This window comes from Proteiniborus sp. MB09-C3, from assembly GCF_030263895.1.
Taxonomy (GTDB): Bacteria; Bacillota; Clostridia; order Tissierellales; family Proteiniboraceae; genus Proteiniborus.
Genome location: NZ_CP127161.1, coordinates 507,626 through 531,127 on the forward strand (window position 1 = coordinate 507,626; position 23,502 = coordinate 531,127).

The 23,502-nt window shown below is 35.1% G+C and carries 20 protein-coding genes, 1 tRNA gene, 3 rRNA genes and 1 pseudogene; 20 read left to right on the plus strand and 5 right to left on the minus strand.

What is annotated here, in order from left to right:
• Nucleotides 1-66: 66 nt before the first annotated feature.
• The 5 genes from jag to rpmH are packed head-to-tail and all read right to left on the minus strand — an operon-like array spanning nucleotide 67 to nucleotide 2,230.
• Nucleotides 67-696 (minus strand): RNA-binding cell elongation regulator Jag/EloR, encoded by a 630-nt coding sequence (gene jag, locus QO263_RS02425; protein ID WP_285626044.1) that lies wholly within the window; start codon nucleotides 694-696, stop codon nucleotides 67-69.
• 1 nt (nucleotide 697) lies between these two features.
• Nucleotides 698-1,462: a YidC/Oxa1 family membrane protein insertase gene (locus QO263_RS02430; RefSeq protein WP_285626046.1), complete on the minus strand. Its 765-nt coding sequence runs from the start codon at nucleotides 1,460-1,462 to the stop codon at nucleotides 698-700.
• A gap of 15 nt (nucleotides 1,463-1,477) precedes the next feature.
• Nucleotides 1,478-1,687, minus strand: coding sequence for a membrane protein insertion efficiency factor YidD (gene yidD, locus QO263_RS02435; protein ID WP_285626047.1), 210 nt, complete (start codon nucleotides 1,685-1,687; stop codon nucleotides 1,478-1,480).
• 11 nt (nucleotides 1,688-1,698) lie between these two features.
• Nucleotides 1,699-2,037 (minus strand): ribonuclease P protein component, encoded by a 339-nt coding sequence (gene rnpA / locus QO263_RS02440; RefSeq protein ID WP_285626052.1) that lies wholly within the window; start codon nucleotides 2,035-2,037, stop codon nucleotides 1,699-1,701.
• A 58-nt stretch (nucleotides 2,038-2,095) separates the two neighbouring features.
• The gene (gene rpmH, locus QO263_RS02445) at nucleotides 2,096-2,230 is read right to left on the minus strand and encodes a 50S ribosomal protein L34 (protein WP_285626055.1); all 135 of its coding nucleotides are present in this window, start codon (nucleotides 2,228-2,230) and stop codon (nucleotides 2,096-2,098) included.
• 707 nt (nucleotides 2,231-2,937) lie between these two features.
• On the opposite strand from rpmH, the gene dnaA reads away from it, so the two are divergent.
• The 20 genes and pseudogenes from dnaA to rrf all read left to right on the plus strand — a co-directional run bounded on the left by dnaA (nucleotide 2,938) and on the right by rrf (nucleotide 23,412).
• Nucleotides 2,938-4,275, plus strand: a complete 1,338-nt coding sequence (dnaA, locus tag QO263_RS02450) for a chromosomal replication initiator protein DnaA (protein WP_285626057.1) — start codon at nucleotides 2,938-2,940, stop codon at nucleotides 4,273-4,275.
• Between the two features lie 249 nt (nucleotides 4,276-4,524).
• Complete coding sequence (gene dnaN, locus QO263_RS02455; RefSeq protein ID WP_285626059.1) at nucleotides 4,525-5,631, plus strand: DNA polymerase III subunit beta; 1,107 nt, start codon at nucleotides 4,525-4,527, stop codon at nucleotides 5,629-5,631.
• Between the two features lie 56 nt (nucleotides 5,632-5,687).
• A complete protein-coding gene (locus QO263_RS02460) occupies nucleotides 5,688-5,897 on the plus strand; it encodes an RNA-binding S4 domain-containing protein (protein ID WP_285626062.1) in 210 nt (69 codons plus the stop codon).
• Between the two features lie 98 nt (nucleotides 5,898-5,995).
• Nucleotides 5,996-7,111 carry a DNA replication/repair protein RecF gene (gene recF / locus QO263_RS02465; RefSeq protein WP_285626065.1) on the plus strand — a complete coding sequence of 372 codons (1,116 nt, stop codon included), beginning with the start codon at nucleotides 5,996-5,998 and terminating at the stop codon, nucleotides 7,109-7,111.
• The gene (gene remB, locus QO263_RS02470; RefSeq protein WP_285626067.1) at nucleotides 7,112-7,405 is read left to right on the plus strand and encodes an extracellular matrix regulator RemB; all 294 of its coding nucleotides are present in this window, start codon (nucleotides 7,112-7,114) and stop codon (nucleotides 7,403-7,405) included.
• Between the two features lie 58 nt (nucleotides 7,406-7,463).
• Nucleotides 7,464-9,374, plus strand: coding sequence for a DNA topoisomerase (ATP-hydrolyzing) subunit B (gyrB, locus tag QO263_RS02475; RefSeq protein ID WP_285626069.1), 1,911 nt, complete (start codon nucleotides 7,464-7,466; stop codon nucleotides 9,372-9,374).
• Nucleotides 9,343-9,492: pseudogene (locus tag QO263_RS18955) on the plus strand (MerR family transcriptional regulator); the annotation flags it as partial. The gene gyrB and the pseudogene QO263_RS18955, both read left to right, overlap by 32 nt.
• Nucleotides 9,493-9,694: 202 nt before the next feature.
• Complete coding sequence (locus QO263_RS02480; RefSeq protein ID WP_285626072.1) at nucleotides 9,695-10,678, plus strand: RnfABCDGE type electron transport complex subunit D; 984 nt, start codon at nucleotides 9,695-9,697, stop codon at nucleotides 10,676-10,678.
• The gene (locus QO263_RS02485; protein ID WP_285626074.1) at nucleotides 10,675-11,280 is read left to right on the plus strand and encodes an RnfABCDGE type electron transport complex subunit G; all 606 of its coding nucleotides are present in this window, start codon (nucleotides 10,675-10,677) and stop codon (nucleotides 11,278-11,280) included. Before QO263_RS02480 ends, QO263_RS02485 begins: the two co-directional genes overlap by 4 nt.
• The gene (locus QO263_RS02490) at nucleotides 11,281-11,910 is read left to right on the plus strand and encodes an NADH:ubiquinone reductase (Na(+)-transporting) subunit D (RefSeq protein ID WP_285626077.1); all 630 of its coding nucleotides are present in this window, start codon (nucleotides 11,281-11,283) and stop codon (nucleotides 11,908-11,910) included.
• On the plus strand, nucleotides 11,907-12,497 hold the full coding sequence (locus QO263_RS02495) for an NADH:ubiquinone reductase (Na(+)-transporting) subunit E (RefSeq protein ID WP_285626080.1): 591 nt from the start codon (nucleotides 11,907-11,909) through the stop codon (nucleotides 12,495-12,497). Before QO263_RS02490 ends, QO263_RS02495 begins: the two co-directional genes overlap by 4 nt.
• A gap of 10 nt (nucleotides 12,498-12,507) precedes the next feature.
• Nucleotides 12,508-13,608, plus strand: coding sequence for an NADH:ubiquinone reductase (Na(+)-transporting) subunit F (locus tag QO263_RS02500; RefSeq protein ID WP_285626082.1), 1,101 nt, complete (start codon nucleotides 12,508-12,510; stop codon nucleotides 13,606-13,608).
• Nucleotides 13,609-13,763: 155 nt separating this feature from the next.
• Nucleotides 13,764-16,196, plus strand: coding sequence for a DNA gyrase subunit A (gene gyrA / locus QO263_RS02505; protein WP_285626085.1), 2,433 nt, complete (start codon nucleotides 13,764-13,766; stop codon nucleotides 16,194-16,196).
• 103 nt (nucleotides 16,197-16,299) lie between these two features.
• Nucleotides 16,300-16,611: an STAS domain-containing protein gene (locus QO263_RS02510; RefSeq protein WP_285626087.1), complete on the plus strand. Its 312-nt coding sequence runs from the start codon at nucleotides 16,300-16,302 to the stop codon at nucleotides 16,609-16,611.
• Between the two features lie 3 nt (nucleotides 16,612-16,614).
• Complete coding sequence (locus QO263_RS02515; protein ID WP_285626090.1) at nucleotides 16,615-17,058, plus strand: ATP-binding protein; 444 nt, start codon at nucleotides 16,615-16,617, stop codon at nucleotides 17,056-17,058.
• Nucleotides 17,055-17,819, plus strand: a complete 765-nt coding sequence (locus tag QO263_RS02520; RefSeq protein ID WP_285626092.1) for a SigB/SigF/SigG family RNA polymerase sigma factor — start codon at nucleotides 17,055-17,057, stop codon at nucleotides 17,817-17,819. Before QO263_RS02515 ends, QO263_RS02520 begins: the two co-directional genes overlap by 4 nt.
• A gap of 309 nt (nucleotides 17,820-18,128) precedes the next feature.
• Nucleotides 18,129-19,660: ribosomal RNA gene (locus QO263_RS02525) — 16S ribosomal RNA — on the plus strand.
• A gap of 142 nt (nucleotides 19,661-19,802) precedes the next feature.
• Nucleotides 19,803-19,878 (plus strand) — tRNA-Ala (locus QO263_RS02530).
• 275 nt (nucleotides 19,879-20,153) lie between these two features.
• Nucleotides 20,154-23,218, plus strand: a 23S ribosomal RNA gene (locus tag QO263_RS02535).
• Between the two features lie 77 nt (nucleotides 23,219-23,295).
• Nucleotides 23,296-23,412, plus strand: a 5S ribosomal RNA gene (gene rrf, locus QO263_RS02540).
• Together the 16S, 23S and 5S rRNA genes with 1 tRNA gene alongside form the textbook arrangement of a ribosomal RNA operon.
• The last annotated feature ends 90 nt before the right edge of the window (nucleotides 23,413-23,502 follow it).

A 23,502-nucleotide genomic window follows, 5' to 3' on the forward strand; every position in this document is an offset into this window, starting at 1 on the left:
TTATTAGTATACCAAAAAAAGCAACTACATAACATAAAACCCAGTATTTTTATACTGGGTTTTAATTTAATGCTTAAATTCTATTACAACTCTTCTATATGGTTCTTCCCCTTCACTATAAGTCCTTATATTAGAGCTGTTTTGAAGGGCAGAGTGAATAACTCTTCTTTCATAAGGATTCATTGGTTCAAGCTTTACAGTTCTCCTAAAGGTCTTTGCCTTATCAGCCATTTTAAAAGCCAGCCTTTTTAACGTTTCCTCACGTTTTGCCCTATAATTTTGTATATCAACTAAAACTCTTAAATATTTTTCTCTATTTTTGTTTACAACAAGACTTAAAAGGTATTGTAACGAATCTAAGGTATTTCCTCTTTTCCCAATAAGTATTCCCATGTCGGAATTAGATATATTTTTGATATCTACCAATAGATCAAATTCTTTTTTTTCTACGGCTACGGTAGCTACTATATTCATTTTCTCTAATAATGAATGTAAAAAGTTCTCAGCTAAAGAAATAGGATCATTAGTAATTGTAACTTTAACCTTAGCTTCTTTTGTACCTATAAAACCGAATAAACCCTTACTTGGTTCCTCTAAAACTTCAACAATAACATCCTCTTTTACAGTATTAAGGTCTAATAACGCTAAACTTATGGCTTCTTCTACTGTCTTTGCTGTTTTCACCACAGATTTCATATTACTTTAATTCCTCCTTGATTTTACCTATGGACCTATTAGTAAAATATTGCTGTACTATTTGGAATATGTTGCTTACAGTCCAATATAGAGTAAGTCCAGCAGCATATTTGGATCCCATCCATAGTATAAAAATCGGCATCACTATATTCATAGTAGCTTGTGTAGAATTTGCTTGCCCGTCTGCAGCTGCAGGTTGAGCAGCCATCATCATTTTACTTTGAAAATACGTTGTAATAGCAGCTAGTATAGCAAGTATAGGTATATTAAATCCAGCTATACTTACACCATTCATTACACCATCAATCATCACACTTGGTGCAAGTCCAATATCTTTAATCCATAAAAAGCTCTTCAATATGCCATCATATACTGCCTGATCACTAAATACATAAGGTACAGGAAACTGCATTACTCTAAAGTAAGCTATAATAATTGGAAATTGAATTAATAGTGGAAAGCATCCACCAAAAGGATTTACCTTATGCTCCTTATAAAGCTCCATGGTTTTTTGATTTAGAGTCTGCGGATCATTTTTATATTTTTTATTTAATTCTTGAATCTTAGGTTGAATCTCTTGCATATTCTTCATAGACTTCATTTGCTTAAGTGTAAGCGGCAGCAATAAAAATTTAAACAATATTGTAGTAATGATTATTGCTAAGGAGTATGCCGACAAAGTCTTAAAATCTAAACCAAAACCTATCAATGCATCATAAACGAATTTCAATAAAACCCCCAAGGGCTTTGCAAATATATCTATCATTAAATAACCCCCTTCTTACTCTAGAGGATCATATCCCCCAGGGTTAAATGGATTGCATCTTAATATCCTTTTAATACTTTTATAGCCACCTTTAAAAAAACCATACTTTCTTAAGGCTTGTATCGAATATTCCGAACAAGTGGGATAGAATCTACAGGTTCTAGGCTTCAAAGGAGATATTCCCCTTTGATACAGCTTTATTAAAAATATGGCCAGCCTACTCATATTCATTCACCTTATTTTTTAATAAGTCCTGCTAATTTAAGCAGATGTAAAACAGCACTTTCCAATTCCTTATATCCAACTTCTTTTGCACCAATCCTCGATAAGAAAACTATATCATATCCTTGCTTTACTCTACAATTATTCAATCTATAGGCTTCTCTAATTCTTCTCCTAATCTTGTTTCTGACTACACTTTTTCCAATCTTTTTAGTAACAGCCACTCCAATTCTATTATTGTCTAGTCCATTTTTAACAAAAAAAATTACTAAATATTTATTTGCAAAGGATTTCCCTTTATCATAAGTTTTTCTAAAATCTCTGTTACTCTTTAACCTTAGTTTTTTTTCCATAAAAATAGCTCCTTAGAGATTTCCTTTAAATTGAATAAAAAGGCCACATAATGCGGCCTTATGCTGACAATCTTTTTCTACCTTTTTTTCTACGTCTTCTCAATACTTCTCTACCTGATTTTGTACTCATTCTTTTTCTAAAACCATGTTCTTTGCTTCTTTGTCTTTTCTTTGGTTGATAAGTCATTTTCATACTAACACCCCCTTCAAATATTACCACTTATATAAAATTGCTGAATTTTCATTTATATACCGGAAAATACAGACACTACTATATGATTATATTAGCATATAAACTTAATGTCAAGAATTATAAATATTTTTACAATCACATCAAAAACTTCATATAATAAGCAATATAAATCCATATCCTCGTAATATTCTACACCATTTTCCGTTTAATTTTTATCTATTAAAATTATAAAACCTGTTGATAATACAATTCCACAGCTTGTTATATCTGTGGATATCTTAATATTGTTGTTGATAATTCTAATTATTTTTGTTATTATAAATAAAAATGTGGATTATTTATAAACAATTCAATTACTTATTAACAGTCTGTGGATAAACTTGTGTATAACTTTTTCTTGTTTGTAAATTGTTAACCTTATAATATTGATATTTCCTATTTTATTATCCACATATACAATAAATAAAATATGTTAATAACCATATATTTTATTGTATTTTTTGTGTCTTTTTTGCTGTTATTAACACAGTATTCACATTTTTTATAATTTCCATGTTGATAATTATTATTCATTTAATCTATTTTATTTTTCAGCACTTTGTGGATAATATTGTTGATATTTTTATAAATACTACATACATTCACATGTTAATGTTATAAAAAACATTTTATCTGACAATAATCTGTTATGAATAGGAGGGGAAAAAATGAGTGTTAAATTGGAAGAAGTTTGGGGCAATGCTTTAAAGCTCATTAAAAATGAATTAACAGAAGTCAGTTTCAATACTTGGCTTAAAACAATTGAGCCCATAACAATAAATGATAACTGTATATTGCTTGGAGCTCCAAATGAATTTACTAAAGGCATTCTTGAAGCTAGATATCTTACACTAATTAAAAATGCAATAAAACAAATATCAAACATTGATTTTGATATTAAATTTCTCATTCCAGGAGAAGACATATCTAATGACATTGGACAAACTATTGTCAATGAAATAGTTGAAAATAACTCCTCTAGGTCCCAACTAAATCCTAAATATGTTTTCGACACATTTGTAATAGGAAATAGCAATAGGTTTGCACATGCTGCATCTTTAGCAGTAGCAGAAGCTCCTGCTAAGGCATATAATCCCTTATTTATATATGGGGGGGTTGGATTGGGTAAAACCCATCTTATGCATGCAATAAGCCACTATATCCTTAATCAAAATCCAAAGGCAAGTGTCATATATGTATCATCTGAAAAGTTTACTAATGAACTAATAAATTCAATAAGAGATGATAGAAATGTGGAATTCAGAAATAAGTATAGAAATGTGGATGTTCTGCTAATAGATGATATTCAGTTTATTGCAGGAAAGGAAAGGACGGAAGAAGAGTTTTTCCATACCTTCAACGAGCTACATGCTTCAAACAAGCAAATAATCATATCAAGTGATAGGCCGCCTAAGGAAATAGCAACATTAGAGGATAGGCTTCGCTCCAGATTTGAATGGGGACTTACAGCAGATATTCAACCGCCTGATCTTGAAACTAGAATTGCTATTTTAAGAAAAAAAGCAAAGGTAGAAAACATAGAAGTGCCAAATGATGTTACACAATATATTGCTACAAAAATTCAATCAAATATCAGAGAGCTAGAAGGAGCATTGATTAGAATAGTAGCTTATTCATCATTGACAAATAAAGAAATAACATTAGAGTTAGCCAGTGAAGCACTAAAGGATATTATATCTAATACAAGGCCTAAAGAAATAACTGCTAAGCTAATAAAAGAAATAACTGCTAAAAATCTAAATGTAAAGGTTGAAGATTTCAGTTCTAAAAGAAGGACAAGATCAATATCCTATCCTAGACAAATAGCCATGTATATATGTAGAGAGCTTACTGATTTATCACTTCCTAAAATTGGTGAGGAATTTGGTGGAAGAGATCATACAACTGTAATCCATGCTTATGAAAAAATAACTTCAGATATTGAAAATAATATTGATTTAAAGCAAAGAATAAATAATATAATTGAAGAAATCAAAGGTAATTAGTCAACAACTAAATGTTAGTAACTTGTTTATATCATGTTGATAAGAAATAATATAAATATAAATTGTTTATTTAAAGTTAAATATGTGGATAAAATCAGTGTACTTGCTAACAAACTATCAACAGCTTGTTTCACGAGTATTTTAAGTACTTTTCCACTTATCCACATATCAACTGCCCCTATTACTATTACTACTAATGTATTTATATTTATATATCTCATATTACATAAAAGGAGGTTATCCACAATTATGAAATTTCGTATACAGCAAAAAGATTTATCTAAGTGTATAAATGTAGTACAAAAAGGTATATCTTCAAAGTCTACATTACCTATACTTAGTGGTATTTTGTTAGAAGCAGAAGAAGGTAAACTTAAGCTTACTGGAACAGATCTAGAAATAGGAATAAAATCATCTATAGATTGTGATATAATTGAAGAAGGCTCTATAGTAATAACATCAAGGATTTTTGGAGATATAGTCAGGAAATTACCGGATTTACCTATAGATATATATGTAGATGGTAATAATAATATACACATTGACTGTGGAAATTCTAAATTTAATCTTATAGGATTATCAGCTACAGATTATCCACAATTACCAGAAATATATGAAAGCAGCTATTTTGAAATACCAAAGGATTTATTAAAATCTATGATTAGACAAACAATTTTTGCTGCTGCTCAGGATGAAACTAGACCAATACTAACAGGAGCTTTATTTGAAACTAGTGATAATAATGCTTCTTTAGTTGCTATCGATGGCTACAGGCTAGCTGTTAAAAATGTATCTGTAAATGTAGATGAAAATATTAAGGTCGTAATTCCTGCAAAAACCTTAAATGAAGTAAATAAAATACTTGAAGACGATGATGCTGAAGTGAAGATAAGCTGTACTACAGGTAATGTAATATTTAATTTTGGAGACACTATAATTACGTCTAGGTTATTAGAAGGGCAATTTTTAAATTATAATGATATAATAAGAAATGAATATAAATTGAAGATTAAAGTTAAAACTAGAGATCTTCAGGAATGTCTAGAAAGAGCTTCATTACTTGCGAGAGAAGGAAAGAATAATCTAGTGAAGCTTGATATTTCAGACGATAGGCTCATAATAACATCTAATTCAGAAATAGGTAATGTATTTGAGGAATTACCTATAGTGTTAGAAGGAAATGACATAAAAATAGCCTTTAATTCCAAGTATATATTAGAAGGTATAAAGGCTATTGATAGCGAAGAAATAGTTATGTACATGACTTCGAATATTAATCCTTGTATAATAAGACCAGCAGAAGATAGCAGTTATACCTACTTAGTATTACCTGTAAGACTTGCAGCTGAAGACTAGATATAAGACACCTATTTTTATAGGTGTCTATTAAATTTAGAGAGGAGTTTAATGAAATGAAGGAAATATCCATAAGTACAGAATTTATAAAGCTTGATCAATTTTTAAAATACGTTGGTATAGCAGAAACTGGCGGACATAGTAAGGAAATAATTAAAAATGGTGAAGTCAAAGTTAATGGTGAGGTAGCACTCGAAAGAGGGAAAAAAATTAGGGTTGGAGACATAGTAGAGGTTTCTGGAGAAGAAGCCTATACTGTTAAATAACTAGTCCATTAGACTAATTTTTTATAGTGTTATTTCTAGTATTGTAAAAAAATGATATAATATATAAGATAGATATTAAGTCTTAGGGAGTGCTTTATGTGTACGTAAAAAAAATAAAGCTCATAAATTTCAGAAATTACATGAATTTAGATATGGAGCTAAATAAGACATTGAATATTTTTGTTGGTGATAATGCACAGGGTAAAACCAATTTACTTGAATCTATATATATATGTTCAAATGGAAAATCATATAGGACAAGTAAAGATAGAGAACTAATTAATCTATTTAAAACTAAGGCTTATATAGGTTTAGATATTGAAAAAGAACACTTTAACAAATATATAGAGATAAAGTTTGAAAAGGATACAAAAAAACGAGTAAGAGTAAATAAGGTTGAGCTAGAAAAAATCTCAGAGCTTTTAGGTATATTAAATGTAGTTGTATTTTCACCAGAAGATTTAAAATTGGTAAAAGAAGGGCCTAGTGAAAGAAGAAATTTTTTAGATGAAGAAATATCTCAAATAAAACCTAAGTATAAATATAACTTAGCTAGATATAATAAAATACTCATGCAAAGAAATAATCTACTAAAAAGTCGGTCCCATCAAAATAGCTATAGTTTATTTGATGTATGGGATACTCAGCTTTCTCAAGCTGGAGCTGACATCATAGTTGAAAGAATAAAATTCATAGAAAAGCTTGCTATAATATCAAAAGGTATTCATAATAAATTAACTGGAGGATTAGAGGAACTAAAGCTTGAATATTTATTGTCGTTTCAGATAGATAGCTTAAATAAATATGATATACAGCTAAGACTAAAAAATATACTTGAAAAAAATATTGAAAAAGATATTCAAAAAGGCAATACTGAATTTGGACCTCACAGAGATGATTTGGACATAATAATAAATGGAGTATCTGCAAGAACCTTTGGTTCACAAGGTCAGCAAAGGACAGCAGCTTTATCTTTAAAGCTGGCAGAAGTGGAGTTAATAAAATCAGAAATAGGAGAATATCCAGTTCTATTATTAGATGATGTATTTTCTGAGCTTGATATAAATAGAAGAAAATACTTAGTCTCTACCTTTAAAGATATTCAGACTATAATTACTTCGACGGATGACATAGATTTAGTAGAATTAAATGAAATAGAAAAAAGAGTTTTTTTTATTAAACAAGGGAAAGTGATTGTGGGGGAGGAAATATAGGTGTTTCTTCATGTAGGAAAAAATTTAGTAATACCAATTAAGGAGCTTATAGCTATAATAGATGCCGATTCAGCATTAAAATCAGAGGATACAAAAAATTTTCTGAAGGTTGCAGAGGAAGAAGGATTTATTTTCGATGTGGCCGAGGATAATATTAAATCTTATATTATTACTGAAAAAGTAGAGAAAGACAAAGAAAATTTATCAGAGATTAGACAAAGCATAATATATAGTTCTAATATTTCATCAACGACTCTCTTGAAAAGAGCAGGCTTTATTGATAATATAGAGTGATTTTAGGAAAACTAGCCATAAGACTAAATAAAAAATACTATAGATCGGGGGAAAGTCAATGCACGATAATCAAAATAATACTAATTACGGAGTTGAACAGATTAGAGTTCTAGAAGGTTTAGAGGCTGTTAGACTAAGACCTGGAATGTATATAGGAACTACAGGTCCAAGAGGATTACATCATCTTGTATATGAGGTTGTGGACAATAGTATAGATGAGGCATTAGCAGGAAGATGTGATGTGATTGGAGTTAAAATAAGTAATGATGGATCAGTTACTGTTGTAGACAACGGAATGGGTATACCAGTAGAGACACATCCTAAGACAGGAAAGTCAACTGTTGAAACTGTATTAACAGTTTTACATGCTGGGGGAAAGTTTGATAGCAATGCTTATAAAGTATCAGGTGGACTACATGGTGTAGGTGTATCTGTTGTTAACGCTCTTTCAGAATGGCTTGAAGCTAGAGTTAAAAGAGATGGCAAGGAATATATGCAGAGATTCGAGAGAGGAGTAGCGGTAACTGAACTTAATGTAGTTGGAAGTGCAGAGGATTCTGGAACAATTATTACTTTTAAACCGGATGCCTTAATATTTGAAGATACTAATTTTAAATATGAAACATTAGAATATAGGCTAAGAGAATTAGCATTTTTGAATAAAGGTATAAAAATAATATTTGAAGATGAAAGAGCAGAAAAGAAAAAGGAGTTTCACTATGAAGGTGGTATTAATTCCTTTGTTGAATATTTAAATAAAAACAGAGATCCTGTACATGATAAAATTATTTATTTTGAGGGAGAAAAAGACGGTTGTGCTATAGAAGTAGCTATGCAGTATACAGATGACTATAATGAAAATGTATTCAGTTATGCAAATAATATAAATACACATGAGGGTGGTACTCACTTAAGTGGATTTAGATCAGCTATTACTAGAATAATGAATGATTACTCAAGAAAATATAATATAATTAAGGAAAAAGAAGAAAACCTTTCTGGAGAGGACGTAAGAGAAGGACTGACAGCAGTACTTTCAGTAAAATTAACAGATCCTCAATTTGAGGGTCAAACTAAGACTAAGCTTGGAAATAGTGAAATTAGAGGAATAGTGGATAGCTTAGTAGCAGAATATTTAAATGCATTTTTAGAAGAAAATCCAAAAGATGCAAAAAATATTATTGAAAAATCTCTGAGAGCCCAAAGAGCTAGAGAAGCTGCTAGGAAAGCAAGGGAACTTACTAGAAGAAAAAATGTCTTAGAAAGTTCAGCTCTTCCAGGAAAACTGGCAGATTGCTCAGAACAAGACCCAAGTAAATGTGAAGTGTATTTAGTCGAGGGTGATTCTGCGGGAGGATCAGCAAAACAAGGTCGTGACAGAAAAACTCAGGCCATACTTCCTTTAAAGGGTAAAATAATGAATGTAGAGAAGGCAAGACTTGACAGAATGTTAAGCTCTGATGAAATAAAGGCCATGATAACAGCCTTTGGATGTGGTATAGGAGAAGATTTTGATATATCGAAACTAAGGTATGGAAGAATAGTTATCATGACAGATGCCGACGTTGATGGTGCTCATATAAGGACTCTACTACTAACATTCTTTTATAGATATATGAGGCCTCTAGTTGATAATGGAAATATATTCATAGCTCAGCCACCATTATACAAAGTAAAAAAAGGTAAGGTTGAAAGATATGCTTATAACGATAGAGAATTAGAAAATGTTCTAAATGAAATAGGAAGAACAGGATATACTATTCAAAGATATAAAGGTCTTGGAGAAATGAACCCTGATCAGCTTTGGGATACAACCATGAACCCAGATACGAGAATAATGCTGCAAGTAAATATAGAGGATGCTGTTGCGGCAGATGAGATATTTACAACTCTTATGGGAGATAAGGTAAAACCTAGAAGAGATTTTATAGAAGAAAATGCAAGGTATGTTAGAAATCTTGATGTGTAGGCATTATGACGAAATAGGACTGCTAATATCAGAGAATATTGATAAGTTTATCAGCTACCGATATTACAGTGAGAGTCAACTGCCTGTGGCATGCCGAATTACTGCTGAAAAAGAAATAATGATATAAAAAAGACTGTCTGTAAGAATATGATATGATTTCTGTCAAGTGAAACATATTAAATACAGGCAGTTTTTTTATTCTAGAAATTCATTTAATTTTGTTTTCCATGGTCAATTTTGGGAATAAATCAATTAAATTAGATTATCTATATTATATAACGATAATAATAGAATTTTAAACAAACCATGGGGGTGATTTTTTGTCATTAATCAATACTAAAAAATATTTCACTCCACAAAAGATTATGAGAGCAGTAATCCTATCTCTAATTCCTGTAATATTATCATCAATATACTTTTTTGGCTGGAGATCCTTTATTCTTCTTTTGTGGGTAACACTTTTTGGAGTAGCTACAGAGTGGATTTTTGAGAAAAAGTATGGAAAGAAGGTTTCAGAAGCAATTTTTGTAACATGCATACTTTATACACTTACCCTTCCAGCACGAACACCATTTTGGATAGCAGCTATAGGTATTATATTTGGAGTTGTTTTTGGGAAAGAAGTATTCGGAGGATTTGGAAAGAATATTTTTAATCCTGCCTTAGTAGCAAGAGCATTTATCTATGTATCCTTTCCTGAACAATTGACAATACAATGGTCAAAATCAGCTTTAGGCTTTCCAGGTGGATTTACTACATACCTTACAGAGAATATCGATGCCATTTCACAAGCCACACCAATGCTCATATTCCGTGAAACGGGCGAAAAGATTTCATCTTTAAACTTATTTTTAGGAAACGTTTCAGGCTCCATCGGAGAAACAAGTGCAGCTCTAATAATTCTAGCAGGTATATATTTAATTTATAAAAAAGCAGCATCTTGGGAAACTATGACAGGTGTGTTAATTGGTTTTACAGGTCTTAGTAGTATATTGTACTTCTTAGGTTTTACTCAAATCCCTAATCCTATCTTTGGTATTTTGTCAGGAGGTTTTTTATTTGGAACAGTTTTCATGGCAACAGATCCAGTTTCTTCACCAAAAACTAAGGGAGGAAAATGGATATATGGAATCCTAATAGGAATTGTAACAGTAATAATACGGGGATATGCACTATTTGCAGGTGGAATGATGTTTGCAATACTAATTGGAAATACTTTTGCACCGATAATTGATGAGGGAGTTAATTATTATAAAAAGTCAAGAAAAGCATCTAAGACAAAAAGAAAAGAGGTGGCAGTATGAAAAAATCTTTCATTTTTCCAATATTATTTATGGCATTAATTACAGCTTTTTTTACAGCTATACTTGCATTTCTTAACTATAGTACTGCCGATGTGATTGCATTTAATCAAGAAACAGAATTAAGAAGAACGCTTTTATATGTTTTCAATATAGAAACACCTTCTCAAGAATCTAAAGTAGTAGAAGAAGTTTTCAATAAATATATCAGTGAAGAAGCAATTAATGAAAAAAAAGTTTATATAGCAAAAGAAGATGAAAATATTATAGGCTATGCATTTCCCATAGTAGGAACAGGTCTTTGGGGAACTGTCGAGGGATTTGCTGCCATATCTGAAGACTTTAGCGAATTATTAGGAATTGATTTTGTATCCCATAGTGAAACTCCTGGCTTAGGAGGTAGAATTTCTGAAGATTGGTTCAAAGAGCAGTTTAGGGGATTAAAATTAACTGAAGAAAATGGTGGGAACTATATAATCTACAAGCCTTCACCAGGAGGAAATGTAGATGCTATAGCAGGTGCTACTTTAACTTCTAAATCTGTAAGCAACTTTATGAACCAAGATATATACAGGTTTATAAAAGAAAATAAAGGGGGAAGATAAATGGCTGGAGATAGTCCAAAAAAGATTTTTATACTGGGATTGTGGAAGGACAATCCAGTATTTAGACAGATTATAGGCATATGCTCTGCTTTAGCAGTTACAAACCTTATGCTTAACTCCCTCATAATGGGACTTGGTCTAATATTTGTCACAGCATTTTCTGAGCTTACTATTTCAATTATTAGAACCATTACACCCAAACATATACGTATGATGGTTCAAGTCTTAATAATTTCTGTATTTGTAATTATAGTAGATATTTTCTTAAAAGCTTATTACCCTGAAATGAGTAAGGCTTTAGGTCCATATGTTGGACTTATAATAACAAATTGTATAATAATGGGACGTTGTGAAGCATATGCACAAAAAAATCCTCCACTAAGTTCTTTTCTTGATGGAATTGCATCAGGAGCAGGATATACATTAGTTCTTTTAACCATAGCCTTTGTTAGAGAACTTTTAGGCTTTGGAACTATATTTGGTGTAAAGGTACTGGGAGATTGGTGGACTAATTGGACAATAATGATAATGCCACCAGGAGCTTTCTTTGTGTTAGCAGTAGTTATATGGATAGCGAGAAGTATTTCTTCAGAAGACAAAGAAAAAGAAAAGGAGGCAGTTAAGGCATGATAGAACTTAATCCTTTTGTAATTTTCATTGCATCAATTTTTACAAATAACATGATACTAAGTAATTTTCTAGGAATGTGTTCATTTATAGCAGTATCTAGTGATATAAAAACCTCGTTAGGGCTTGGAGAAGCAGTTACATTTGTACTAACATTTACTACTATATTAAACTATTTCATTTACTATAATGTTCTAGTGCCATTGAATTTAGAATATCTGAGGTTTATAGTTTTTATAATAACTATAGCAGCCTTTGTACAGTTAGTTGAAATGATAGTTGAAAGATATCTTCCAAATTTATATTATGCATTGGGGATATTTTTACCATTGATTACAGTTAACTGTGCTATACTAGGGGTCTCACTCTTTATGGTAATACGTGAATATACTTTGCTGCAATCAATTGGATTTAGTTTAGGCTCAGGCATGGGATGGACTATAGCTATAGTTGCTCTGGCTGGTATTAAGCAAAGACTTAAAAGAGCAAGTGTTCCTAAAGGATTAGAAGGGCCCGGAATAACTATAATAGTAATAGGTCTGATGGCATTAGCTTTTGTAGGCTTTTCAGGCATAGTACAGATTCAATAGGGGGTCTAATATGGGCACAATATTAATCACTACTATAACAATTACATCTATTACTGGGATACTTGCATTTTTACTGACCCTTGCTGATCGTACTATTAATAATTATGGAGAGATTAAAATCACTATAAATGAGGATAAGGAATGCATAGTTGATGGTGGCTCTTCACTATTATCATCTTTAATGAGTGAGCAGATTTTTATACCTTCTGCATGTGGTGGAAAGGGGACCTGTGGTTATTGTAAGGTAAAAGTCCTTGAAGGAGGAGGTCCAGTTCTCCCTACTGAAATCCCATTTCTTACAGAAGATGAGCTTAAGCAAAATGTAAGACTTTCATGTCAATGTAAGGTTAAGCAAGAATTAAAAATTCAGATTTCAGAAGAATTATTTAATGTAAAAGAATATGAAGCTATAGTAGAGTCAATTGAAGACATGACATCGGTAATCAAAAAAATAAGGCTAAGACTTAAGGATGGAGAGGGAATTAACTTTAAGCCAGGGCAATATATACAGTTAAAGGCACCATTGTATAAGGGAAATGATGAAGAAGTCTATAGAGCCTATTCTATAGCCTCATCTCCATCTCATAAAAATTATATAGACTTAATAATTGGATATGTTCCCAATGGAAAAGTAACTACCTATGTACATAAGCTTCTAAAAGAAGGTGATACAGTTTACCTTAATGGACCATATGGAGATTTTTGTTTCCAAGAGGATAGCAGCAGAGAAATAATAATGGTGGCAGTAGGCACAGGTATGGCTCCCATACTTTCTATACTCTATTATCTAAAAGAAAATAATATAAGTAGGAAATCTACATTTTATTTTGGTGCTAAGACACCAGATGATTTATTTTTACTAAATGAACTAAAGGATTTTGAAGAAGCTTTATTTGATTTTAAGTTCATACCTACTCTTTCAAGGGTTACTGAAGAACATAACTGGACAGGTGAGAAGGGAAGAGTTAATACTGCCTTAGAAAAATATATACAAGATGGAGATAATAAAGAAGCTTACTTATGTGGAAATCCTCCAATGATAGATACAGTAGTTTCTGTTTTACAGAAGCTTGGAATACCAGAAGAATTAATATTCTTTGACAAGTTCTAAACTGATTTATAGTTTAATTCGTATACTTTAGTATAAAATAACATAAATCAAGAAAAAACCACTGCCTCATTTCAAATATTTGATTTTTATATGTAAAAAGTTTATAATATAAATGGTAACATATAGTTACAAGGACTATTCTTAGGAGGTTTTTTATGAGTAACGAAGAACGTAATATTTTGCCAATAAACATAGAAGATGAAATGAAAACATCATACTTGGATTATGCAATGAGTGTAATAGTAAGTAGGGCAATACCAGATGTACGTGATGGTTTAAAACCAGTGCATAGAAGAATACTATATTCTATGAATGAACTTGGAAATACACCTGATAAGCCTCATAAAAAGTCTGCACGTATCGTAGGGGATACACTAGGTAAGTATCACCCCCATGGAGACTCATCCGTATACGATGCAATGGTAAAGCTTGCACAGAACTTTTCAACTAGATATATGTTAGTTGACGGTCATGGAAACTTTGGATCTGTTGATGGTGACGGAGCTGCACATATGCGTTATACAGAAGCTAGAATGTCTAAGATAGCTTTGGAAATGCTTAGAGATTTAGGAAAAGATACTGTAGACTATAGACTGAACTTTGATGAAACCTTAAATGAACCTATAGTACTACCAAGTAGATTTCCAAATCTATTAGTAAATGGTTCTTCAGGAATAGCAGTAGGTATGGCAACGTCAATTCCTCCGCATAATCTAGCAGAAGTCATAGATGGGGCAATAATGATGATAGATGACCCAGAGGTTCAAGTAGATGACCTTTTAGATTGTATTAAGGGACCTGATTTTCCTACAGGTGCTGTAATAATGGGAAAGGAAGGAATTAAATCAGCATACAGGACAGGTAGAGGAAAAGTAAGAGTACGAGCTAAAGCTGATATTGAACAGAATAGCAAAGGAAGAACATCTATAATTATTACAGAGATCCCATACCAAGTGAACAAGGCTAGACTTATAGAAAAAATAGCAGACCTTGTTAGGGAAAAAAGTCTTGAAGGAATTTCTGATTTAAGAGATGAATCAGATAGAAGTGGTATGAGAATTGTAATAGAAATTAAAAGAGATGCTAATCCAAACATAGTATTGAACAATCTGTATAAGCATACTCAGCTTCAAGATACATTTAGCATAATAATGATAGCAATAGTAAATGGTGAACCAAAATTACTAAATCTTAAACAAATGTTAAGATATTATCTTGATCATCAAAAAGAAATAATAGTAAGAAGAACACAATTTGATTTAAATAAGGCAGAAGAAAGAGCACACATATTAGAAGGCTTAAGGATAGCATTAGATAATATAGATGCTGTAATTGCTCTTATTAGAGGTTCAATAACTGTAGTTGAGGCTAAAGAAGGCCTAATGAATAACTTTGGATTAACAGAAAAACAATCTCAAGCAATATTGGATATGCGTCTTCAAAGGCTTACAGGATTAGAAAGAGATAAAATTGAAGAAGAGTATGAAGCTCTCATAATAGAAATAAATAGATTAAAAGAGATACTTGCCAACGAAAGACTTATATATCAAATAATCAGAGAAGAACTTATTGAAATTAAAGAAAATTATAAAGATGAAAGAAGAACAGAAATAAGACCTTTAGCCGAAGAAATAGATATAGAAGATATGATACAAGAGGAAAACGTAGCAATTACACTAACTCATTTTGGCTATATCAAGAGGATGCCAGAAGACACATATAAGGCGCAAAAAAGAGGCGGAAAGGGAGTAACAGGGCTTACTACTAGAGAAGAGGATTTCGTTGAGCATCTATTTGTAACCTCAACACATGATAATTTGTTATTCTTTACAAATCAAGGTAGAGTATATAGCTTGAAGGCGTACGAAATACCAGAAGCTAAGAGACAAGCAAAAGGTACAGCTATTATCAATCTGCTTCAATTAAATTCAGGAGAAAATATTTCCGCTATAATACCTATAAAAGATTTTGGTCCAGATGATTTTCTTGTTCTTGTTACACAAAATGGAACTATCAAGAAAACTAAATTAGAGCAGTTTGAAAATATAAGAAAAAGCGGTTTAATAGCCATTAGCTTAAGAGAAAATGATGAGCTTATAAGTGTAAGAAGAACAGATGGGAAAAGCGATATAATACTGGTAACTTCAAATGGTATGTCAATTAGGTTTAATGAAGAAGATGTAAGAGACATGGGTAGAACTGCCATGGGAGTTAAGGCAATAAATCTAAATAAAGATGATAAACTGGTAGGAATGGGTACAGTAGAGGACGGTAAGGACTTACTTGTTATAAGCGAATCTGGATATGGTAAAAGAACTTCTCTTGATGAGTATAGAGTTCAATCAAGAGGAGGAAAAGGCATAAAGACTTATAATGTAAAAGACAGGACTGGAAAATTAATAAGTGCAAAGATAGTAGAAGAAGATGATGAAATTATGATAATAAGTCTTTCAGGAGTTATAATAAGACTAAAAGTATCAGACATATCACAGATGGGAAGATCGACTCAAGGAGTAACTCTAATGAGATTTGGTAAAGACGATAGGGTAGTATCCGTTGCTACAGTAGTTGCTGAGGAATTAGAATAGCGTACTTTTTTGTACGCTTTCTTCTTCTATATAAGTTTACATTAGTGCCAATTTATTATACTATATTAATATATTTATAATAAAAAAGGAGGGACATTATACAATGGAAATTAATAAAATGTTTAACGAAAACTTAGACTCATGGGTAATAGATATTATTGGTGAATTAGATATTTATACATCACCTAAATTTAAAGAAATACTTCTTGAGGCATTAGAAGAAAAAATGTGTAATATAATAATAAATGGCCAAAGCTTATCCTATATAGATAGTACGGGACTAGGAGTATTAATAAGTGCCTTGAAAAAAGTAAAGGAAAATGAAAAAACTATAACTATTAAAGGTATCAAGCCTAATATTAAAAAATTATTTGACTTGACAAGTTTAGATAAAGTGTTTCTTATAAAGGAGTGACCAATGGAAATGGTAGATAATTTTGAGAGTAGCTTTGATAGTATAAAACTTAATGTTCCCAATAAGGCTGAATATGTAAGCGTAGTTAGACTTACAACTTCTGCTATAGCGAGCAGGATGGGATTTGATATAGAAGAAATAGAAGATATTAAAGTAGCTATAGCAGAAGCTTGTACTAGTACATTGGAGCATAGCTTAAGCAGCGAAAAAGAAAACTTTGATATTAACTTCGATATGTATGTGGACAAGTTAGTAATAACAGTAAAGGATATAGGAAAAGGATTTAATGTAGATGATATAAAGGAATTAAAGGTTGAAGAGTTGGGAGAAGGTGGGTTAGGAATATTTATAATCAATTCTCTTATGGATGAAGTTGAAATAATTAATGATAGAGAAAAGGGTACTGAGATAAGAATGATTAAGTATATAAAGGATGATATTATATGACAGATGATTTAACAAAGATTAATAGCAAGGAACTATTTAAAAAGTATAGTGAAAATAAAGATTCTTATATAATAAGAGAAGAACTTATAAAAAGACATCTTTATATAGCTGAAATATTATCCAAAAAATATGTAAATAGAGGAATCGATTATGAAGATATTTATCAGGTAGCTTGTATAGGACTTATTTACGCTGTAGATAGATATGATATATCAAAAGGATATGAGTTCTCTAGCTTTGCTACGCCTACAATAATAGGAGAGATAAAAAAATATTTCAGAGACAAAGGATGGGCCATAAGAGTACCTAGAAGAATACAAGAGCTTTCAAAGAAAATAAATGTGTCAAAAAATACTTTAAGTCAAACTTTACAGCGAACCCCTACAGTTGACGAGCTGGCAGAGTATTTGCAATGCTCATCAGAGGAAATACTTGAAGCTATGGAAGCTAGCAAGGTATATACCCCTCATTCATTAGATGTAGTACTTGATTCGAATGGTGATGATAAGGATATTAATTTATCAGAGCTAATAGGAGAAGATGATAAGTACTTTACAACAATAGAGAATAATGATTTCTTAAAGAAAAATATAGAAAAATTGAATGATATGGAGAAAAAAATACTCTATGATAGATACTTTAATAAAAAAACTCAATTTGAAATTGCTAAGGAATTGAACATATCTCAAATGACAGTGTCAAGAATGGAGAAAAAAATTATTGAAAAATTTCAAAAAGAGTTAAAGAAGATATACAATTAGATAAGAAAATATGGAATAAAGTAACTCTTGAAAAAGATATGATAAAATGATATATTATGTATTGTCGTCATCTGGTATGACTAAAAAAATAAAAAAATGCTTGACACTTTATGAAAAGTTTGATATAGTAGTAAAAGTCAGCGGTAATAAAAATTCTGCGATTGATTAGCCCTAACGGGCGAAATAATAGTTGGTCTTTGAAAACTGAACAGTGAGAAGTCACAAGCAAACATCCAAAATTTCAAATTTTGAGATACGCTTAAAAATACATGTCAACGTCATAACGAGTGACAGGAGAACAAAAAGCTTTTATATGAGAGTTTGATCCTGGCTCAGGATGAACGCTGGCGGCGTGCTTAACACATGCAAGTCGAACGAACTATATTAATGGAAGTCTTCGGATGGAAATCAATATAGTTAGTGGCGGACGGGTGAGTAACGCGTGGGAAACCTGCCCTATACAGGGGAATAGCCTCGGGAAACCGGGATTAATACCCCATGAAGCTCAAGTATCGCATGATACGTGAGTCAAAGATTTATCGGTATGGGATGGTCCCGCGTCTGATTAGCTAGTTGGTGAGGTAACGGCTCACCAAGGCGACGATCAGTAGCCGGCCTGAGAGGGTGAACGGCCACACTGGAACTGAGACACGGTCCAGACTCCTACGGGAGGCAGCAGTGGGGAATATTGCACAATGGGGGAAACCCTGATGCAGCGACGCCGCGTGAGCGAAGAAGGCCTTCGGGTCGTAAAGCTCTGTCCTAAGGGAAGAAACGGACGGTACCTTAGGAGGAAGCCCCGGCTAACTACGTGCCAGCAGCCGCGGTAATACGTAGGGGGCGAGCGTTATCCGGAATTACTGGGCGTAAAGGGTGCATAGGCGGCCTTTTAAGTCAGATGTGAAAGGCTACGGCTTAACCGTAGTTAGCATTTGAAACTAAAGGGCTTGAGTGCAGGAGAGGAGAGTGGAATTCCTAGTGTAGCGGTGAAATGCGTAGATATTAGGAGGAACACCAGTGGCGAAGGCGACTCTCTGGACTGCAACTGACGCTGATGCACGAAAGCGTGGGTAGCGAACAGGATTAGATACCCTGGTAGTCCACGCCGTAAACGATGAGTGCTAGGTGTTGGTGGAGACATCCATCAGTGCCGCAGCTAACGCATTAAGCACTCCGCCTGGGGAGTACGGTCGCAAGACTGAAACTCAAAGGAATTGACGGGGACCCGCACAAGCAGCGGAGCATGTGGTTTAATTCGACGCAACGCGAAGAACCTTACCAGGGCTTGACATCCCTCTGATCGGATTAGAGATAATCCTTTATCTTCGGATACAGAGGAGACAGGTGGTGCATGGTTGTCGTCAGCTCGTGTCGTGAGATGTTGGGTTAAGTCCCGCAACGAGCGCAACCCTTGCCTTTAGTTGATAACAGGTAAAGCTGATAACTCTAGAGGGACTGCCGGTGACAAACCGGAGGAAGGTGGGGATGACGTCAAATCATCATGCCCCTTATGTCCTGGGCTACACACGTGCTACAATGGTCGGTACAACGGGAAGCAAGACTGTGAAGTTAAGCAAATCCCAATAAGCCGATCCCAGTTCGGATTGTAGGCTGCAACTCGCCTACATGAAGTCGGAGTTGCTAGTAATCGCGAATCAGCACGTCGCGGTGAATGCGTTCCCGGGTCTTGTACACACCGCCCGTCACACCATGAGAGTCGGTAACACCCGAAGCCAGTGAGCTAACCTTAAAGGAGGCAGCTGTCGAAGGTGGGATCGATGATTGGGGTGAAGTCGTAACAAGGTAGCCGTATCGGAAGGTGCGGCTGGATCACCTCCTTTCTAAGGAGAAGTACCTTTTCACTGTTCAGTTTTGAGAGGCTAACAAAGTCTTTCAAATAGATAAAACTTAATAAAGAGAAAGAGAAACTAAAAGAGAATCTAAACAATTCTCATTTTTAACTCTCAACACTCAATAAAATATGGGGGTGTAGCTCAGTTGGGAGAGCACCTGCCTTGCAAGCAGGGGGTCAGGAGTTCGAATCTCCTCATCTCCACCACGATATCTTTAAACTAGCGTTTAAAGATAATTGAGAATTGAAAATGGAAAATAGAGAATTAAAAGAATATAAATAGTTCTCAATTATCAACTCTCAATTCTCAATAATTGACAACTAAGTTGTCAACCTTGTACCTTGAAAACTACACAGCGTAAGAAAGTTTTAAAATCAAGACAGAATTGATTGAAAAACTACAATTCAAACGGAAACTCAGAAACAAAGTTTCTGAGTACTACAATTACACCAAATCAAAGATTTGGGTAATTGCAGCATCTGGTCAAGATACTAAGAGCATAGGGTGAATGCCTTGGCACTAGGAGCCGAAGAAGGACGGGATAAGCACCGAAATGCTACGGGGAGTCGCAAGTAGACATAGATCCGTAGATATCCGAATGGGGAAACCCACCTAAGGAGAACCTTAGGAATCATCTACTGAATCCATAGGTAGATAGAAGGCAGACCAGGGGAACTGAAACATCTAAGTACCCTGAGGAAGAGAAAGAAACATCGATTCCCTAAGTAGCGGCGAGCGAACGGGGAAGAGCCCAAACCAGTAGAGGTAACTTTACTGGGGTTGCGGACCAGCAAAACGGTAGGGATAATCTATAGTAGAAGAGGTCTGGAAAGGCCCACCACAGAAGGTGAAAGTCCAGTATACGAAATAGAAAACCCGCCAGCTGAGATCCAGAGTACCACGAGACACGAGAAACCTTGTGGGAAGCAGGGGGGCCCACCCCCCAAGGCTAAATACTACCTAGTGACCGATAGAGAATAGTACCGTGAGGGAAAGGTGAAAAGAACCCCGGGAGGGGAGTGAAAAAGAACCTGAAACCCTATGTTTACAAGCAGTGGAAGTTCTATATATGAACGACCGCGTACTTTTGTAGAACGGGCCAACGAGTTACGATATGCAGCAAGGTTAAGTACTTAAGGTATGGAGCCGTAGGGAAACCGAGTCTAAATAGGGCGATTAAGTTGCATGTCGTAGACCCGAAACCGGGTGACCTACCCATGGGCAGGTTGAAGTTGAGGTAAAACTCAATGGAGGACCGAACCGCTTAGCGTTTAAAAGCTATCGGATGACCTGTGGGTAGCGGTGAAATTCCAATCGAACCCGGATATAGCTGGTTCTCCTCGAAATAGCTTTAGGGCTAGCCTCAAGGAAAGTGACGTGGAGGTAGAGCACTGACTGGTCTAGGGGCGCGCATGCGTTACCAAAACCTATCAAACTCCGAATGCCACAGTCATATACTTGGGAGTCAGACTATGTGAGATAAGTTTCATAGTCAAAAGGGAAACAGCCCAGACCACCATCTAAGGTCCCAAAGTACAAGTTAAGTGGGAAAGGATGTAAGACTACACAGACAACCAGGATGTTGGCTTAGAAGCAGCCACACATTCAAAGAGTGCGTAATAGCTCACTGGTCGAGTGGTCTTGCGCCGAAGATTACCGGGGCTCAAACTAGTCACCAGAAGATGTGGATTGTCATAGATTCAATATTACTCTTAAAGTAAAGGGCAAAGAAAGCTTTGCCGAAGGCCACAAAAGGCTACAATAAAAGCCTTCGGCCAGATTCTAGTTAAGTGAAAACTTAAGGGTAGCATTGAATCTACGACAGTGGTAGAGGAGCATTGTATACAGGTAGAAGCTATACCGAAAGGAGTAGTGGACAGTATACAAGAGAGAATGTTGGCATGAGTAGCGAGAGGTGAGTGAGAATCTCACCCATCGAAAGCCTAAGGTTTCCTGAGGAAGGCTCGTCCACTCAGGGTTAGTCGGGACCTAAGCCCAGGCCAAAAGGCGTAGGCGATGGACAACAGGTTGAAATTCCTGTACTACCAGAAGGCGCTAAAAGAGAAGGAGTGACGCAGGAGGATAGGTTAAGCACACCGTTGGTTGAGTGTGCCTAAGCAAGTAGGGAGTATCTAAAGGCAAATCCGTAGATACAATATCCTGAGAAGTGATGGGGAGCGAAATACAAGTAGCGAACTAACTGAATCCACACTGCCAAGAAAAGCTTCTATCAAGCCTAAAGGTACCCGTACCGCAAACCGACACAGGTAGGCGAGGAGAGAATCCTAAGATGAGCGGAAGAACTCTTGTTAAGGAACTCGGCAAATTAACCCCGTAACTTCGGGAGAAGGGGTGCCGAGGGAGGTGAAGTGCAAGCCACATAAGCCTCCTTCGGCCGCAGTGAATAGGCCCAGGCGACTGTTTACCAAAAACACAGGTCTCTGCTAAATCGAAAGATGAAGTATAGGGGCTGACACCTGCCCGGTGCTGGAAGGTTAAGGGGAATGCTTAGCGCAAGCGAAGGTAAGAACTTAAGCCCCAGTAAACGGCGGCCGTAACTATAACGGTCCTAAGGTAGCGAAATTCCTTGTCGGGTAAGTTCCGACCCGCACGAAAGGTGTAACGATCTGGGCACTGTCTCAACAAGAGATCCGGTGAAATTGTAGTACTCGTGAAGATGCGAGTTACCCGCGACTAGACGGAAAGACCCCGTGGAGCTTTACTGCAAGCTGACATTGGATTTTGGTATCCTATGTACAGAATAGGTGGGAGACAGAGAAATCAGTGCGCCAGCATTGGTGGAGTCGTCGTTGGGATACCACCCTTATGATACTGAAGTTCTAACCATAGGCCATGAAACTGGTCTTGGGACACTGTCAGTTGGGCAGTTTGACTGGGGCGGTCGCCTCCTAAAAAGTAACGGAGGCGCTCAAAGGTTCCCTCAGCACGGTCGGAAATCGTGCGAAGAGTGTAAAGGCAGAAGGGAGCTTGACTGCGAGACCTACAAGTCGAGCAGGAACGAAAGTTGGACTTAGTGATCCGGTGGCGCCGAGTGGAAGGGCCATCGCTCAACGGATAAAAGCTACCCCGGGGATAACAGGCTTATCTCCCCCAAGAGTCCACATCGACGGGGAGGTTTGGCACCTCGATGTCGGCTCGTCTCATCCTGGAGCTGTAGCAGGTTCCAAGGGTTGGGCTGTTCGCCCATTAAAGAGGCACGCGAGCTGGGTTCAGAACGTCGTGAGACAGTTCGGTCCCTATCTGTCGTGGGCGTAGGAAATTTGAAAGGAGCTGTTCCTAGTACGAGAGGACCGGAATGGACAGACCACTAGTGTATCAGTTGTCCTGCCAAGGGCATGGCTGAGTAGCCAAGTCTGGTAGGGATAAGCGCTGAAGGCATCTAAGCGCGAAGCCCCCCTTAAGAAAAGATTTCCCATCTGGTAAACAGAGTAAGACCCCAGAAAGACTAACTGGTTGATAGGTCGTAGGTGTAAGAGCAGCAATGCTTTAAGCTAAACGATACTAATAGGTCGAGGGCTTGACCAGAAATATGGACGCTGTGTAGTTTTTAAGGTATAAGCCTTAAATTAAATATATGAAGCCTTATTAAATTAGGGCATAAATCCAGTGACAATAGCGAAGGGGTCACACCTGTTCCCATACCGAACACAGAAGTTAAGCCCTTCAGCGCTGATGGTACTTGGTGGGAGACCGCCTGGGAGAGTAGGACGTTGCTGGATTTATTGTTTTTTGTTCCAATCTCTAGAAGATTGGTTTTTTATTTTTTTGGCATATAATTACTTGACAACTCATTCTTATGGAAAAAGTCA

Coding starts and splice junctions, on each gene's coding strand:
- gyrA (WP_285626085.1), top strand. CDS start 13,764: ATGAGTAACGAAGAACGTAATATTTTGCCAATAAACATAGAAGATGAA.
- rnpA (WP_285626052.1), bottom strand. CDS start 2,037: ATGGAAAAAAAACTAAGGTTAAAGAGTAACAGAGATTTTAGAAAAACT.
- jag (WP_285626044.1), bottom strand. CDS start 696: ATGAAATCTGTGGTGAAAACAGCAAAGACAGTAGAAGAAGCCATAAGT.
- QO263_RS02495 (WP_285626080.1), top strand. CDS start 11,907: ATGATAGAACTTAATCCTTTTGTAATTTTCATTGCATCAATTTTTACA.
- QO263_RS02515 (WP_285626090.1), top strand. CDS start 16,615: ATGGAAATGGTAGATAATTTTGAGAGTAGCTTTGATAGTATAAAACTT.
- QO263_RS02490 (WP_285626077.1), top strand. CDS start 11,281: ATGGCTGGAGATAGTCCAAAAAAGATTTTTATACTGGGATTGTGGAAG.
- QO263_RS02510 (WP_285626087.1), top strand. CDS start 16,300: ATGGAAATTAATAAAATGTTTAACGAAAACTTAGACTCATGGGTAATA.
- QO263_RS02500 (WP_285626082.1), top strand. CDS start 12,508: ATGGGCACAATATTAATCACTACTATAACAATTACATCTATTACTGGG.
- QO263_RS02485 (WP_285626074.1), top strand. CDS start 10,675: ATGAAAAAATCTTTCATTTTTCCAATATTATTTATGGCATTAATTACA.
- dnaN (WP_285626059.1), top strand. CDS start 4,525: ATGAAATTTCGTATACAGCAAAAAGATTTATCTAAGTGTATAAATGTA.
- yidD (WP_285626047.1), bottom strand. CDS start 1,687: ATGAGTAGGCTGGCCATATTTTTAATAAAGCTGTATCAAAGGGGAATA.
- QO263_RS02520 (WP_285626092.1), top strand. CDS start 17,055: ATGACAGATGATTTAACAAAGATTAATAGCAAGGAACTATTTAAAAAG.
- gyrB (WP_285626069.1), top strand. CDS start 7,464: ATGCACGATAATCAAAATAATACTAATTACGGAGTTGAACAGATTAGA.
- rpmH (WP_285626055.1), bottom strand. CDS start 2,230: ATGAAAATGACTTATCAACCAAAGAAAAGACAAAGAAGCAAAGAACAT.
- QO263_RS02430 (WP_285626046.1), bottom strand. CDS start 1,462: ATGATAGATATATTTGCAAAGCCCTTGGGGGTTTTATTGAAATTCGTT.
- dnaA (WP_285626057.1), top strand. CDS start 2,938: ATGAGTGTTAAATTGGAAGAAGTTTGGGGCAATGCTTTAAAGCTCATT.
- QO263_RS02460 (WP_285626062.1), top strand. CDS start 5,688: ATGAAGGAAATATCCATAAGTACAGAATTTATAAAGCTTGATCAATTT.